The sequence below is a fragment of the Streptomyces sp. NPDC058401 genome, assembly GCF_042722885.1.
In the GTDB taxonomy this organism is placed as follows: Bacteria; Actinomycetota; Actinomycetes; order Streptomycetales; family Streptomycetaceae; genus Streptomyces.
The window spans coordinates 1-14,116 of record NZ_JBHXKA010000171.1 but is presented as its reverse complement, the minus strand read 5'-3'; the positions used below and the strand labels follow the sequence as shown (position 1 = coordinate 14,116).

Genomic DNA, 14,116 nt, shown 5'->3' with positions numbered 1-14,116 from the left:
CAGCCGACCGGGGCCCTGGGCCTTTGCGTGCCGCCTCGGACCGTGCCCCGGCGCGTGGCCCGGACCGCGCGCCGGTCAGGCCCGGATCACGCCCGGGTCCAGCGCGGGCCCCCCGCGGCGGGGGCCGGCGGGGGTGCGGCTCCGTCCAGGCGCAGGCTTCGTAGCGTGGCGTCCGTTTCGCGCTGGAAGTGCGCGTAGGTGATCAGCCGTTCCCACAGCGGGTCGGGGCGGCCCGGCACGGTGGCCCCGCGCGCCTCCCACTCGCGGGCGAGCTGCTCGAAGACGACCGCGCCGCCCGAGGGGGCGGGGCTGCCCGACTGCTGCCGGGGAATGCCCCGTGCCATCGCGGCGGGGGCGCGCTCGGGTGCCCGGTGCCGGGCCGGGGACGGGGAGACGGCGTGTGGAGTGCCCATGCCCGCCCCAACGATTCTGCGGGCCCCCGGGTACGCCTCCGGGACCGGCGGGATGGAGTGCGCGGCCCGGGTGCGGGAGGCGTAGGTCCAGCCGGTCAGCCCAGCCGGGTGGGCGAGGAGGCGGCCGGGGCCAGGACGCGGGGGGTTCCGGTGCCGTCCGCCGGGACCGTCCAGATGTCCGTGGTGTCCACGGAGCCCTCGGCGGGCAGGGCGTAGGCCAGGGTCCGGTCGTCGAGCCAGAGCGCCTGATCGTCCACGCTGCGCTTCTCCGCCAGCGGCTGCTCCCGCAACGTGCGCAGATCCAGTACGTGTTCGCGCCACAGGGACGCACCGCGCTGCACCCGCTTCTTGTACGCGACCCGGGTCTCGTCGGGGGACAGGGACGGGCACTCGACGTTCGAGGCGAGGCTGGTGACGCTGCGCCGCGCCAGGGAACCCTTCACCAGGTAGGTCTGGTTGCCGGTGCCGAGGGTGGCGTAGAAGGTGTCGTCGTCCTTGGAGAAGGTGACGCCCCAGAAATTGGTGTCGTTCGCGCTGTAGGGACGGCCCTCCAGCTCGATGGCGAACTTCTCCAGGTCGGGTTCGAGCGCCCCCGTCCGGGTGTCCACGATCGAGGTCCGGGTGGAGAAGAACGCGGCGCCGTAGGACTCTCCGGCGACGAAGACCGTCCAGGCGGCGAAGTGTCCGCTCGGGGAGACCCGGGCCCGTGAGGGGGTGCCCGCGAGCGGGAACTCGCGCAGCGTGCGCAGTTCGGAGTCGACGATCAGGGCCCGGTTCTGCTGGGAGAGGGCCCCCGGCGAGGAACTCAGGCACACACCGGTGCCGGCCGCGGCGTAGAACCGCAGGCAGTTCAGTCCCGAGGCGGTCCGCGCGTCCTGCGGTGAGCGGTCCGGTACGGAGACGAGGGCGCCGCGGTGCGGGCCCTGGGCGCCGTTGAGGAAGGCCAGGCCGCCGCGCCGGTCGAGCGTGACCTTGCCCGGGGCGGCCGTCGGGTCGCCCGCGCGGGTCTGCTCGGAGCGGGTGGCGGCGCGCACCACCAGCACGCCGGCCACGCCTCCGAGGAGGAGCACGGCCAGGGCGAGTACGAGCAGCCGGCGTGAGCGGGTCATCGGGTTCCTCGGGTGTGCGGGGCCGGGGCGGTGGCGCCGTCCGGGGCCGTGGGGCGGAGCACGAAGCCGGCGACGGCCGCGCAGCAGCACAGGCCGGCCGCGGCGGCGGCGAGCGCCGGGCCCGAGCCCAGGGCCGTCCAGGCCGCGCCGAAGGCCAGCGAGCAGCCGAAGCGGGACAGGGCCTGGCCGGTGCCCACGAGCGCGATGCCGGTGGCCCGCAGCTTCGCGGGGACGGTCGCGGCGACGGCCGCCGGCAGCACCCCGTCGGTGGCGGCGTAGAACATGCCGTGCAGGGCGAGGACCAGGTAGGGGAGCGCGGGCAGGCCGGGAGCCCACAGGAGCAGCCCGTAACCGGCCAGCAGGAGGGCGTGCCCGGCGAGGAACACGGTGCGGCGTCCGATGCGGTCCGCCAGGGCGCCCACCGGGACGGCCAGCAGCAGGAACACGGCCGCGGTGCCCAGCGGGAGCAGCGGGAACCACCGCTCGCCGATGCCGGCGCGGTCCTGGAGCAGCAGGTACAGGAAGGCGTCGCTGACGGTGGTGAGTCCGAGCAGGGCGGCGCAGCCCGCCAGGGCGCGCAGCCGGGGCAGCCGCAGCAGGCCCAGCGCGTCGCGCAGGTTCACCGCGTCCGGTTTCGGGGCGGCGGCTTCGGGGGCGGAGGGCTTCCGCGGAGCCGGGACCGGGGGAGCGGCGGGTTTCGCGCGGGCGGGGCGCGGCTCCGCGCCGGACGGGACGAACAGCAGGAGCACCACGACGCCCAGGGCGGCCACGCAGGCGCTGACCCCGAAGACGGCGTCGTACCCGTCGACCGTCATGCTCAGGATGAAGAACGCGGCGAGCGGCCCCAGCAGGGCCCCGGTGGTGTCCATGGCGCGGTGCACGCCGAAGGCCCGACCCTGTAACCCGGGCGGCGTGGACAGGGAGATGAGTGCGTCGCGGGGGGCCGTGCGCAGGCCCTTGCCGGTGCGTTCCAGGGCCAGGATCAGCGCCACCGGTCCGAGGCTGTGGGCGAGCAGCAGCAGCGGTTTGCACGCTGCGGACAGCCCGTAGCCGATGCCGGCGATCAGCTTGTGGTTGCGGATCCGGTCGGCGAGGTGGCCGCCGGTCAGCTGAACCAGCGCGCTGACCCCGTTGTAGAGCCCGTCGAGGGCGCCGAAGCCGAGCGGGCTCAGGCCGAGTCCGGCGATGAGGTAGAGCGGCAGGACGGCGGTGACCATCTCGGAGGAGACGTCGGTGATCAGGCTGACGGTGCCCAGTGCGAGGACGGTCGAGGCGACCGCGGGTCCGCGGACGGGCGAGCCGTCGGCGGTGGCCTTCGCCTCCTCGGGCGCGGAGCGGTCCGCGAGGTACATGCTTTTCGAACTCCCGGTCCGGCGTCTGAACGGTGAGCCAGTCGTACGTGCGAATGGCACCCTAATGGTTGTACGGGCCAACTGGGCGGGATATGGCCGGATTCGGCCGCAGGGCCCGGCAGCCAGGCCGCTCAGCCCTGCCGGCTGCTCTCGTCGCGCAGCCAGGTGGAGAAGTCCCCGCTCCGGATGGCCTTGCGGGAGCCCCGGCGGGCCGCGAGGGCCGCCACGACGAACACCAGCACCCCGGGGAGCAGCCGCGGCTGGGCCCGGAGCAGCGCCCGGAGGTCTCCCGTACCGGTGCGTGCGGACGGCGGGGGCGGGGTCGGCCCGGCAGCCTGGGGGGTCGGTCCGGCAGCCTGCGGGGCCGGCTCGGAAGTCTGCGCGGCCGGCCCGGAAGTCTGCGCGGCCTGGAACCGCTCCAGTTCGGCGGAGGAAGTCGCCGCCCGGACCCGGCGTTTGATGAGATCGCCCCAGGTGCGCGGCGGGAGGACCACGACCCTCGCCGACTCCACCACCCGCCGCTCACCCGGCGCGAAGGCCAGGGACGCGGCCAGGTCGTCGGCCATGAGCGGCGGCAGGGCGGCGAGCCGGGCGTGCCCCGGTTCGGTCACCGCGATGACCCCGCGCCCGAACAGTCCCTCGCGGACCGCGGGCAGCAGCTGCCAGACCCGGTAGTAGGCCCGGACGGGCCAGGCACAGCCGGTAAGCGGAATGTCCCGGCCGGGGGCCGCGGCGAGCAGGGCCGGGCTGCCGGAGAGGGCCTCGGTGAGGGCCCGTACGTCGGCCGCGCCGACCACCACGTCGGCGTCCACGTAGAGCCGGGGGAAGCCGTGCGCGTGCTCGTCGCCCACCCGAAGTGCCTGATGTTTGGACGGAGTCGGGATCTCGACCACCCGTACGCGGGGGCCTCGGGCGGCGGCCACCGCGGCGGTGTCGTCCGTACAGCCGTTGCACACCACGACGATGTCGGGCCCCTGGGCCGGGGCCTCGGTCAGGAGCGCGTCGAGGAGCCGGCCGATGACCCGGCTCTCGTTGTGCGCCGGGATCACGATGCTGGTCACCCCGGAAGTATGCACGGTCGAACGCCCGTACCGACCGTTTCCTCCAACTCTCCCCGGGGGTACGCCCAGTGGTCTAGATTGAACGCAGCCGGTGGGATTCGGCGTGTTTCGGCAACGCTGTGATCCACGCTGCAATCCAGTCGGCGCAGGGTAGTTGGGGCAGGTTACGGGTTCGGCGGCTTGGGGGAACAGGCCGCCTGTCCGTGGTCGGCCGGCGCTAGGGGTGCCGGACGGCCGGGGGGCGGAAGTACGTGGAACACGTACGGCATCGGTCGTGGGGGCCATCACCGTCGGACGGGTCACGCACGGGTCGCACAGGCGCCCGGCTTGCCCGCGACGGCACCCCCTTCCTTCGCACGCGTCCCGGCCATGGGTCGTCGACACGCCTGCGGGCGTGCGCGGAAGGAAAGGGAATGCTGTGAAGGACACCGCGAAGGACACCGCGAAGGACGCCACGGGGGCACGTGCGGGCGCGGAACGGACCGAGCCGTTAGGGGTCGCCGTCGTCGGAGCGGGCTACTGGGGCCCCAATCTCGTCCGCAACTTCCAGTCCAGTCCGGAGTTCAGGCTCCGCTGGCTCTGTGATCTGAACGTCGACCGGGCCCGTCAGGTGCTCGGCGGCTACTCGACGGTCCAGGCGACCGCCGACTACGCGGCGGTCCTGGCCGACCCGGAGGTCGAGGCCGTCGCCGTGGCCACACCGGCCGGCACCCACCTCGACGTCGCCCTGGCCGCCCTGCGCGCCGGCAAGCACGTCCTCGTGGAGAAGCCGCTCGCCGCCACCTACGAGGACGGACTGCGGCTGGTGAACGAGGCCGAGGAACGCGGCCTCACCCTGATGTGCGACCACACCTACTGCTACACCCCGGCCGTGGCCCGCATCCGGGACATGGTGCGCTCCGGCGAACTCGGCGACATCCAGTTCGTGGACTCGGTCAGGATCAACCTCGGGCTGGTCCAGAAGGACATAGACGTCCTGTGGGACCTGGCCCCGCACGACCTCTCGGTGCTCGACTTCATCCTCCCGGACAACGTCCACCCGGTCGCCGTCGCCGCGCACGGGGCGGATCCGATCGGGGCCGGCCAGTCCTGCGTGGCCTATCTGACGCTCCAGCTCAACACCGGCGCCATCGCGCACGTCCACGTCAACTGGCTGTCCCCGGTGAAGGTCCGCACCACGATGGTCGGCGGCTCCAAGCGCACGCTGGTGTGGGACGACCTCAACCCCACGCAGCGGGTCGCGGTGTTCGACCGCGGCGTGGACCTCACGGCCCCGCAGGAGATCGGCGCGGACGAGCGCCGCGACATGCTCGTCTCCTACCGGACCGGCGACATGGTGGCTCCCGCGCTCGGCGAGAAGGAGGCCCTGCGCAGCATGGTCGAGGAGTTCGCCGCGTCGATCAGGACGGGGCGGCCGCCGCTCACCGACGGCCGGGCCGGGCTGCAGGTGCTCGACATCCTCGAAGCAGCCTCCCGGAGCCTGGAGTTCAAGGGCGCCGTCGTCGGACTGCGCACCGGACGTTGAGCGTTGACGACGCCGCCCGGTCCGCCGCCGCGTGCGGCGCACCGGGCACAGCAGGGAAGACCATGACCGACTCAGTAGGGGCAGGGCGTTGAGCAGCGTACGAGGCAAGAGGATTCTGGTCACCGGCGGAGCGGGCACGATCGGCTCGCACCTGGTGGACCTGCTGGTGGACAAGGGGGCACGCGAGATCGTCGTGCTCGACAACTTCGTACGGGGACGCACCGCCAACCTGGCCCGCGCCCTGCCGAGCGGCGTGGTCGACCTGGTCGAGGGCGACATCCGGGACATATCCGCGGTGCGCAAGGCGACCGAGGGAGCCGACCTGGTCTTCCACCTGGCGGCGATCCGGATCACCCAGTGCGCCGAGGAGCCGAGGCTGGCCAACGAGGTGATGGTCGACGGGACCTTCAACGTGCTGGAGGCCGCCGCGGCCGCCGGCGTGGGCAAGGTCATCGCCTCGTCCTCGGCCTCGGTCTACGGGATGGCCGAGTCCTTCCCGACCACCGAGCGCCACCACGCGTACAACAACGACACCTTCTACGGGGCCGCCAAGGCCTTCAACGAGGGCGTGCTGCGCAGCTTCCACGCCATGTACGGGCTGGACTACGTCGCGCTGCGCTACTTCAACGTGTACGGCCCCCGGATGGACATCCACGGGCTGTACACCGAGGTGCTGATCCGGTGGATGGAGAAGATCGCCGCGGGCGAGCCGCCCCTGATCCTCGGCGACGGCACCCAGACCATGGACTTCGTCGACGTCCGGGACATCGCCAGGGCCAACCTGCTGGCCGCCGAATCGGACCTGACCGACGAGGTGTTCAACGTCGCGAGCGGCTCCGAGACCAGCCTGCTCGACCTGGCGAACGGCCTCCTGGAGGCCATGGGAGCCGAGGGTCTGGCGCCGGAACACGGACCGGCCCGCGCGGTGAACGGGGTGACCCGCCGGCTCGCGGACACCTCACAGGCCGCCGAGCGGCTCGGCTTCACGGCCGAGATCGACCTGCGCAGCGGGCTGCGGGACCTGGTCGAGTGGTGGCGGGCCGAGCGCGTGGCCGACGCAGAAGCCGCTGCCGCGCAGGCCGGCCGATGAGCGCCCACGACGCCGGCGCCGGCCCGGCGGCCGCTCCGGCCCACGAGGCCGCCGCCGACCCCGTGGCTGCGCCCGCCCGGATCCCCGTCATGATCCCGTGGCTCGGCGAGGACGAGGCGCGGGCCGCCTCCGACGCGGTCCTGTCGGGCTGGGTGGCCCAGGGACCCAGGGTCGCGGAGTTCGAACGGGCCTTCGCCGAGCGGGTCGGGGCGGAGCACGGCATCGCGGTGAGCTCCTGCACCACCGCCCTGCACCTCTCGCTCATCGCCCTGGACCTCGGTCCGGGCGACGAGGTCGTCGTCCCCTCGCTGTCCTTCATCGCCACGGCCAACGCGGTGCGCTACGTGGGCGCGCAGCCGGTGTTCGCGGACGTCGAGGAGGCCACCGGGAACCTGACCCCGGCCACCGTGGACGCCGTCGTCACCCCGCGCACCAAGGCGGTGATCGCCGTCCACCAGGGCGGGGTCCCGGCCGACGTGCACGCCCTGCGCGCCGCCTGCGCCGACCGGGGCCTCGCCCTGGTGGAGGACGCCGCCTGCGGCATCGGTGCCACGGTCGGCGGCAAATCGGTCGGGCAGGGCGCGCTGCTGGCCGCCTGGTCCTTCCACCCCCGCAAGGTGATCACCACCGGCGAGGGCGGCATGGTGACCACGGACAACGCCGACTGGGCCGAGCGGCTGCGCCGGCTGCGCGAGCACGGCATGAACGTGTCGGCGGCGCAGCGGCACGCGAGCAGCAAGCCGATCGCCGAGGCCTACCTGGAGGTCGGCTACAACTTCCGGATGACCGACATCCAGGCCGCGGTCGGCCTGGTGCAACTGGGCAAGCTCGACGAGATCGTGGCCCGTAGGCGGTTCCTCGCCGCCCGGTACGCGCAGCTCCTCGCCGGGGTCCCGGGCCTGACCCCGGTCCGGGACCCCGCGCACGGCGAGGGGAACTTCCAGTCGTACTGGGTGCTCCTGGCCGAGGAGTTCCCCGTCGGCCGCGACGAGCTGCTCGCGGCGCTGGCCGGGGCCGGGATCTCGGCCCGGCGCGGGATCATGGCCTCCCACCTGGAGCCGGCGTACGCCGGGCACGGTGCGGCGGCCCTGCCGGTGACCGAGCGGATCACCAAGGATTCGCTGATCCTGCCGCTGTTCCACACCATGACCGAGGAGCAGCAGGACCGGGTGGTGGCGGTGCTGCGCGAACAGGCCGGCGGATGAGCGGCCCGGACGGCGGTACCGAGCCCGCCGGCCGGAGCGCTCCGGCCGGCGAGGACCTGCTGATCGTCGGCGCCGGCGGCTTCGCCCGGGAAGCCGCGCAGGCCGTACGGGACGCGGCCGCCGTCGACCTGGCGGCCGGCCGGGCCCCGCGCTGGCGGCTCGCCGGACACCTGGACGACGACCCGGCGCTGCACGGCCGGGAGGTCGACGGGGTCCCCGTCCTGGGCGGCAGCGCCCTGGTGCACGAACGCCCGGACGCCCGCGTCGTGGTCTGCGTCGGCAGCCCCCGCGACTACGGGGTGCGGGCCCGCCTCGTGCGGCGCCTGGCGCTGCCCGAGGGCCGGTACGCCACCGTGGTCCACCCCACGGCGGCGGTCTCCGGCTCCTCGGTGCTCGGGCCGGGCACGGTGGTGCTCGCGCACTGCGCACTGACGGCGGCGGTACGGGTGGGAGCCCACGTGGCGGTCATGCCGCACGTGGTCCTCACCCACGACGACGAGGTCGGGGACTTCGCGACCCTGGCCTCCGGGGTCCGCCTCGGCGGCGGGGTACGGCTGGGGCGCGGCGCCTACGTGGGCGCCGGCGCACTGGTCAGGGAGTACACGAAGGTCGGCGCCTGGTCGCTGACCGGGATGGGAAGCACGGTCCTGGCCGACGTGCCGGCCGGTGAGGTGTGGGCCGGGAGCCCCGCCCGCCGGCTTCGCGAGGCGGGGGGCCCGGCGCTCGAAGAGCTGCGGGCCGATGGGGCCGATGGGGCCGATGAGTCGAAGTACGGCCGCAGGCCGGAGACACGGATGGAGAGCACCACCGCATGAACCAGATACCGCTCGTCGACCTGAAGGCCGCGCACGCCGAGGTCGCGGACGAATTACGTGCGGGATTCGACCGCGTACTGGCCGACACCGCCTTCATCGGCGGCGAGGAGGTACGGGCCTTCGAGCGCGAGTACGCGGCCTTCGGCGGGGTCGGACACTGCGTCGGCGTGGCCAACGGCACCGACGCCCTGGAACTGGCCCTGCGGGCGAGCGGGGTGGGCGTCGGCGACGAGGTCGTGCTGCCCGCGAACACCTTCATCGCCACCGCCGGCGCCGTGGCCCGGATCGGCGCCCGGCCGGTCCTGGCCGACTGCCTCCCCGACACCCTGCTGCTCGACCCGCAGGCCGCGCTCGACGCGGTGACCAAGGCCACCCGCGCGGTGGTCCCGGTCCACCTGTACGGACAGTGTGCCGACACCTCCGCGCTGGCCGCGGGCCTGCCCTCGTACGCCCGGCTCGTCGAGGACGCCGCGCAGAGCCAGGGCGCCTCCCGGGAGGGCCGCACCCCCGGCAGCGGCGGGATCGCCGCGACCAGCTTCTACCCGGGCAAGAACCTGGGCGCCTACGGGGACGCGGGCGCGGTGGTGACCGACGACGAGGAGGCCGCCGACCTGGTCCGGGCGCTGGCCAACCACGGCGGCGTCGCCAAGTACCGGCACGACGTGGCCGGTTTCAACAGCAGGCTCGACGGTCTGCAGGCCGTCGTGCTCCGGGCCAAGCTGGCCCGGCTCGCCGGGGGCAACGAGGCCCGCCGGGCCGCCGCCGCCCGCTACGACGGGCTGCTCGCGGACCTGGCGGCGACGGGACGCCTCACCCTGCCGGTGACGGCGCCGGGCAACGTCCACGTATGGCACCTGTACGTCATCCGGGTCAGCGGTGCGGACCGCGACGCGGTCGTCGGCAAGCTCAACGCGGAGGGCATCGGCGCGGGCGTGCACTATCCGGCCCCGGTCCACCTCACCCCGGCCTTCGCCCACCTCGGGCACGGCCGCGGGGCCTTCCCGCACGCCGAACTGGCCGCCGACCGGATGCTCTCCCTGCCGCTCTTCCCGCAGATCACCGCCGCCCAACAGCAGCGGGTCGTGGATGCGCTCTCAGCAGCGCTGCGCTGACGCTCCGGCGTCGAATCACCAAGCCCCTCCCAAATGAGGTTCGGATGAACAGAAGGAAAAGGCTGCTGCGGTACGGGCTCTTCACCGTGGTGGCAGCGCTGATGGCGGCGGCGCTGCCGCCATCGGTGGCGGTCGCGGCGGACCCGTGCGGCCCCGGCTCCAACGCGATCGTGTGCGAGAACTCCAAGGCGGGCACGCCGATGTCCGACTGGTTCGCACCCAGCGCCTACGGCGACATCAAGGGCTTCCCGGCCCAGACGAGCGTCCAGGCGGGCGAGACCCTGCAGTTCAAGGTCCAGTCGCCCACCGCCTACAAGGTCTCGGTCTACCGGCTCGGCCACTACGGGGGCGACGGGGCCCGCCTGATGTCCACCCCGGCCCAGGCGGCCCAGACGTACCCGGCCAACTTCCCCCAGGGCGGCAACCCGAAGAGCTGCACCACCAAGCCGTCCACCGGCCTGGTCGACTGCGGCAACTGGCCGGTCACCTCGACCTGGACGGTGCCCTCCGACGCCGTCTCCGGCCTCTACATAGCCAACTTCGACCAGGCGGACGGCAACGGGGTCATGCCCTACCCGTTCGTGGTCCGCAACGACGCCAGCCACTCCGACATCGTCGTGCAGACGGCGGACCAGACCTGGCAGGCGTACAACAACTACGGCGGCCAGGACCTCTACGACGGCGGCGGCCCGGCCCCCGACGGCCGTGCCTACGAGGTCAGTTACAACCGGCCGATGGACATCGGCGGCGAGAACGGGATCTACGGATCCGAGTACCAGATGGTCGCCTGGCTGGAGCGCAACGGGTACGACGTCAGCTACATGTCCGGCATCGACATGTCGACCAAGGGCGCGACCCAGCTGCAGAACCACAAGGTGTTCATGTCCTCGGGGCACGACGAGTACTGGACCCAGGACCAGTTCACCAACGCACTGAACGCACGGCACGCAGGCGTCAACCAGACCTACTTCGCCGGCAACGAGGTCTTCTGGAAGACCCGCCTGGCCCCCAGCATCGACGGGGCCAACACCGCCAACCGGACCCTGGTCTGCTACAAGGAGACCAAGCTCTCCTTCCCGCAGCCCAACGGCATCCCCGACCCGAGCGGGATCTGGACGGGCACCTTCATGGACCCGGCCAGCTCCACGAACGGCCGGCCCTACCAGCCGCAGAACCAGGTCACCGGCTCGCTGTTCAGCGTGAACGGCTACCGGAGCGACGCGATCACCGTCCCCGGCGCCTACGCCAAGATGCGGCTGTGGCGGAACACCACCGTCGCGAACCTGACCCCCTCCCAGACCGCCACCTTCCCCGTCGGCACCCTCGGCTACGAGTGGGACAGCGACGTGGAGGACGCGGCCCGTCCGCCCGGGCAGATCGCGATGTCGTCCACCACGGTGGACATCACCGACGGCAAGTACCGCCTCGACTACGGGAACACGTACGGCAACGGGACCGCGACGCACAGCCTGGTCGCCTTCCGGGACCAGACCTCGGGCGCCCTGGTCTTCGGCTCCGGCACCGTGCAGTGGTCCTGGGGCCTGACCAACATGCCGACCGGAAACCCGGACGACGCGGTGGTCACTGAGGACAAGCGGATGCAGCAGGCGACGGTCAACATCTTCGCCGACATGGGGGTCCAGCCCAAGTCGCTGCAGAGCAACCTGCTCCTGGCCACCGCCTCCGCGGACCACACCGGCCCGGCCATCACCGTGACCAGCCCCGCGGCGAACGCCACGGTGCCCGCCCTGCGTCCCGTGACCATCACGGGCACCGCCACCGACAGCGGCGGCGGGGTCGTGGCCCGCGTGGAGGTCTCCACCGACGGCGGAACCACCTGGAAGGCCGCCACCGGAGTCGCCTCCTGGAACTACAAGTGGACCCCGACCGTGCCCGGTCCCGCGCAGATCAAGGTCCGCGCGGTGGACGACAGCGTGAACATCGGCGCCACCACCACCGTGCCGCTGACCGTGGGACCCCAGCAGTGCCCCTGCACCGTCTGGCCCGCCGCGGCCGTGCCGGGCACCGTCAACGCCGGTGACGGCAGCGCCGTGGAACTCGGCGTGAAGATCCGCTCCTCGGCGCCCGGTTCGATCACGGGCGTCCGCTTCTACAAGTCCCCGGCCAACACCGGCACCCACACGGGCAGCCTGTGGAGCAGCTCCGGCCAGCGCCTGGCGACGGGCACCTTCACCAACGAGACGGCATCGGGCTGGCAGCAGCTCAACTTCTCCTCGCCGATCCCCGTCAAGGCCAACACCACCTACGTCGCCTCCTACTTCGCCCCCAACGGCGGATACTCCTTCGACACCACCTTCGCCTCGGCCGACGCCGGGCTGGCCCCGCTCACCGCACTGAAGAGCGGCACCGACGGCGGCAACGGCGTCTACCGCTACAGCGGCACCGGCGGGTTCCCGTCCACCGCCTCCTCCGGCAGCAACTACTGGGTGGACGCGGTCCTGGACACCGCCACCGCGAGCACGACGCCCCCGACCGTCACCTCGACCAGCCCGCAGTCCGCGGCGACCGGCACCGCGATCACCGCGACGGTGAAGGCCACCTTCAACACCGCCGTCGACGCCGACACCCTGGTGTTCACCGTCAAGGACCCCGGCGGCGCCACCGTCCCGGGCAGCAAGGTCCTCGACATCTCCAACGTCGCCACCTTCACCCCGTCCACCGAACTGCTGCTGGGCACCACCTACACGGCATCGGTCCAGGCCGAAGACCTGTGGGGCAACGCCATGGCCGCACCGGTCACCTGGAACTTCACCACCAGCACGAGCCCGCCGGCGGTGAACTGCCCCTGCACCCTGTGGGGTCCGAACGCCACCCCGAGCACCGCCAACGTCGGCGACGACACCAACTCCGTGGAACTGGGCACCCGTTTCCAGTCCACGGTCGGCGGCTACGTCACCGGCGTCACCTTCTACAAGGGGCCCGGGAACACCGGCACCCACACCGGAAGCCTCTGGGCGGCCGACGGCACCCTCCTGGCCACCGGGACCTTCGGCAGCGAAACCCTGTCCGGCTGGCAGCAGTTGCACTTCACCACCCCGGTGGCCATCACCGCGAACACCGAGTACGTGGCCTCGTACCACGCGCCGAACGGCAAGTACTCCGTGGACGGCGGCTACTTCGCCGCCGCGCACCGCTCCTACCCGCTCGTGGCCCCGGCCGACGGCGGCGGCGCGGGCAACGGCAACGGCCTCTACAAGTACGGGTCGGCCACGGTCTTCCCGAACAACACCTTCGGATCGGTGAACTACTGGGTCGGCCCGGTCTTCACCACCACGGCCCCCGCCGGACTCACGGAGGGACCCACGGAGGTGTCCGGCCAGTGAGCACCGTCAGCGTGGTGATCCCCTGCTACAAGTACGGCCACTTCCTGGCCGACTGCGTCAAGAGCGTCCTGGACGAACAGGAAGGCGTCGACGTACGGGTACTGATCATCGACGACGCCTCTCCCGACGACTCCGCCGACGTCGCACGCGCCCTCGCGGCCGCCGACCCGCGGATCGAAGTCCGGGTCCACGAGAAGAACCAGGGCCACATCGCCACCTACAACGAGGGCCTGCTGGAGTGGGCGGACGGGGACTACGTAGCCCTGCTCTCCGCCGACGACCGGCTGGTCCCCGGCGCCCTGGTGCGCGCCGCGGCCCTGCTCGACGCCCACCCGGAAGCCGGCTTCGCCTACGGCAGGCCGCTGCGGTTCCAGCACGGCGGGCCGCTGCCCGCGGCCCGCACCCGGTCCACCGGATCGGTGGTCTACCCCGGGCGGTGGTGGCTGGAGCGGCGCTTCCGGGAGGGCACCGGATGCATCACCTCGCCCGAGGTGGTCGTGCGCACCAGCCTCCAGCGGAAGGTCGGGGGCTACGACCCGGACCTTCCGCACGCCGGGGACATCGAGATGTGGATGCGGCTCGCCGCCCACGCCGACGTGGGCTACGTCAGGGGCGCCGACCAGGCCTTCTACCGGGTCCACGGCAACAACATGTCCACCACCGACTTCGGTGGGCAGCTCGACGACCTGCGCCAGCGCCTCGTCGCCTTCGACTCGGTGCTGGAGAAGTGCGGCGGACTGCTCCCGGAGGCGGGCCGGCTCTCGACCGCGGCCCGCACCCGGCTCGCCCGGTACGCCCTGCGGCGTGCCTACCGGGCCTACGACCGCGGACGCACCGGGGTGGTCCCGGTCGAGGAACTGGAGGCCTTCGCCGCCCAGTGCCTGCCGCAGTACACCTCGCTCGCCGAGTACGGGGCCCTGCGCCGGCGCCGGCGGATCGGGGCCCGCGTGATGCCGTACCTCCAGCCGCTCGTGCTGTCGGCCGTCGCCGACCGGGGGCGCGAATGGCTCTGGTGGCAGTCCTGGAAGCGCCGAGGGATCTGATGACACCGCACCACCGCCCCGAACCAGGGGCGTTGGCGGCCGGGCGG

11 protein-coding genes are annotated in these 14,116 nt (G+C 72.9%); 7 read left to right on the top strand and 4 right to left on the bottom strand.

Annotated elements, in window-relative coordinates:
• Positions 1–86: 86 nt before the first annotated feature.
• From ACFWNV_RS35935 to ACFWNV_RS35920, 4 genes are all read right to left on the bottom strand, one after another.
• Positions 87–413: a hypothetical protein gene (locus ACFWNV_RS35935; protein WP_383955284.1), complete on the bottom strand. Its 327-nt coding sequence runs from the start codon at positions 411–413 to the stop codon at positions 87–89.
• A gap of 95 nt (positions 414–508) precedes the next feature.
• On the bottom strand, positions 509–1,522 hold the full coding sequence (locus ACFWNV_RS35930) for a TolB-like translocation protein (protein WP_383955281.1): 1,014 nt from the start codon (positions 1,520–1,522) through the stop codon (positions 509–511).
• The gene (locus ACFWNV_RS35925) at positions 1,519–2,874 is read right to left on the bottom strand and encodes an MFS transporter (RefSeq protein WP_383955278.1); all 1,356 of its coding nucleotides are present in this window, start codon (positions 2,872–2,874) and stop codon (positions 1,519–1,521) included. Before ACFWNV_RS35925 ends, ACFWNV_RS35930 begins: the two co-directional genes overlap by 4 nt.
• Before the next feature lie 131 nt (positions 2,875–3,005).
• Positions 3,006–3,935 carry a glycosyltransferase gene (locus ACFWNV_RS35920; RefSeq protein WP_383955275.1) on the bottom strand — a complete coding sequence of 310 codons (930 nt, stop codon included), beginning with the start codon at positions 3,933–3,935 and terminating at the stop codon, positions 3,006–3,008.
• Between the two features lie 418 nt (positions 3,936–4,353).
• On the opposite strand from ACFWNV_RS35920, the gene ACFWNV_RS35915 reads away from it, so the two are divergent.
• From ACFWNV_RS35915 to ACFWNV_RS35885, 7 genes are all read left to right on the top strand, one after another.
• Positions 4,354–5,460: a Gfo/Idh/MocA family protein gene (locus ACFWNV_RS35915; RefSeq protein ID WP_383955273.1), complete on the top strand. Its 1,107-nt coding sequence runs from the start codon at positions 4,354–4,356 to the stop codon at positions 5,458–5,460.
• Between the two features lie 88 nt (positions 5,461–5,548).
• The gene (locus ACFWNV_RS35910) at positions 5,549–6,550 is read left to right on the top strand and encodes an NAD-dependent epimerase/dehydratase family protein (RefSeq protein ID WP_383955270.1); all 1,002 of its coding nucleotides are present in this window, start codon (positions 5,549–5,551) and stop codon (positions 6,548–6,550) included.
• Positions 6,547–7,755, top strand: coding sequence for a DegT/DnrJ/EryC1/StrS family aminotransferase (locus ACFWNV_RS35905; protein ID WP_383955268.1), 1,209 nt, complete (start codon positions 6,547–6,549; stop codon positions 7,753–7,755). Before ACFWNV_RS35910 ends, ACFWNV_RS35905 begins: the two co-directional genes overlap by 4 nt.
• On the top strand, positions 7,752–8,570 hold the full coding sequence (locus tag ACFWNV_RS35900) for a NeuD/PglB/VioB family sugar acetyltransferase (protein ID WP_383955265.1): 819 nt from the start codon (positions 7,752–7,754) through the stop codon (positions 8,568–8,570). The genes ACFWNV_RS35905 and ACFWNV_RS35900 overlap by 4 nt, the downstream gene beginning before the upstream one ends.
• Entirely contained in the window at positions 8,567–9,682 is a 1,116-nt protein-coding gene (locus ACFWNV_RS35895; protein ID WP_383955263.1) for a DegT/DnrJ/EryC1/StrS family aminotransferase, read from the top strand. The genes ACFWNV_RS35900 and ACFWNV_RS35895 overlap by 4 nt, the downstream gene beginning before the upstream one ends.
• A 44-nt stretch (positions 9,683–9,726) precedes the next feature.
• Positions 9,727–13,026, top strand: coding sequence for a DUF4082 domain-containing protein (locus tag ACFWNV_RS35890; protein WP_383955260.1), 3,300 nt, complete (start codon positions 9,727–9,729; stop codon positions 13,024–13,026).
• Positions 13,023–14,069: a glycosyltransferase gene (locus ACFWNV_RS35885; RefSeq protein ID WP_383955257.1), complete on the top strand. Its 1,047-nt coding sequence runs from the start codon at positions 13,023–13,025 to the stop codon at positions 14,067–14,069. Before ACFWNV_RS35890 ends, ACFWNV_RS35885 begins: the two co-directional genes overlap by 4 nt.
• Positions 14,070–14,116 lie beyond the last annotated feature (47 nt).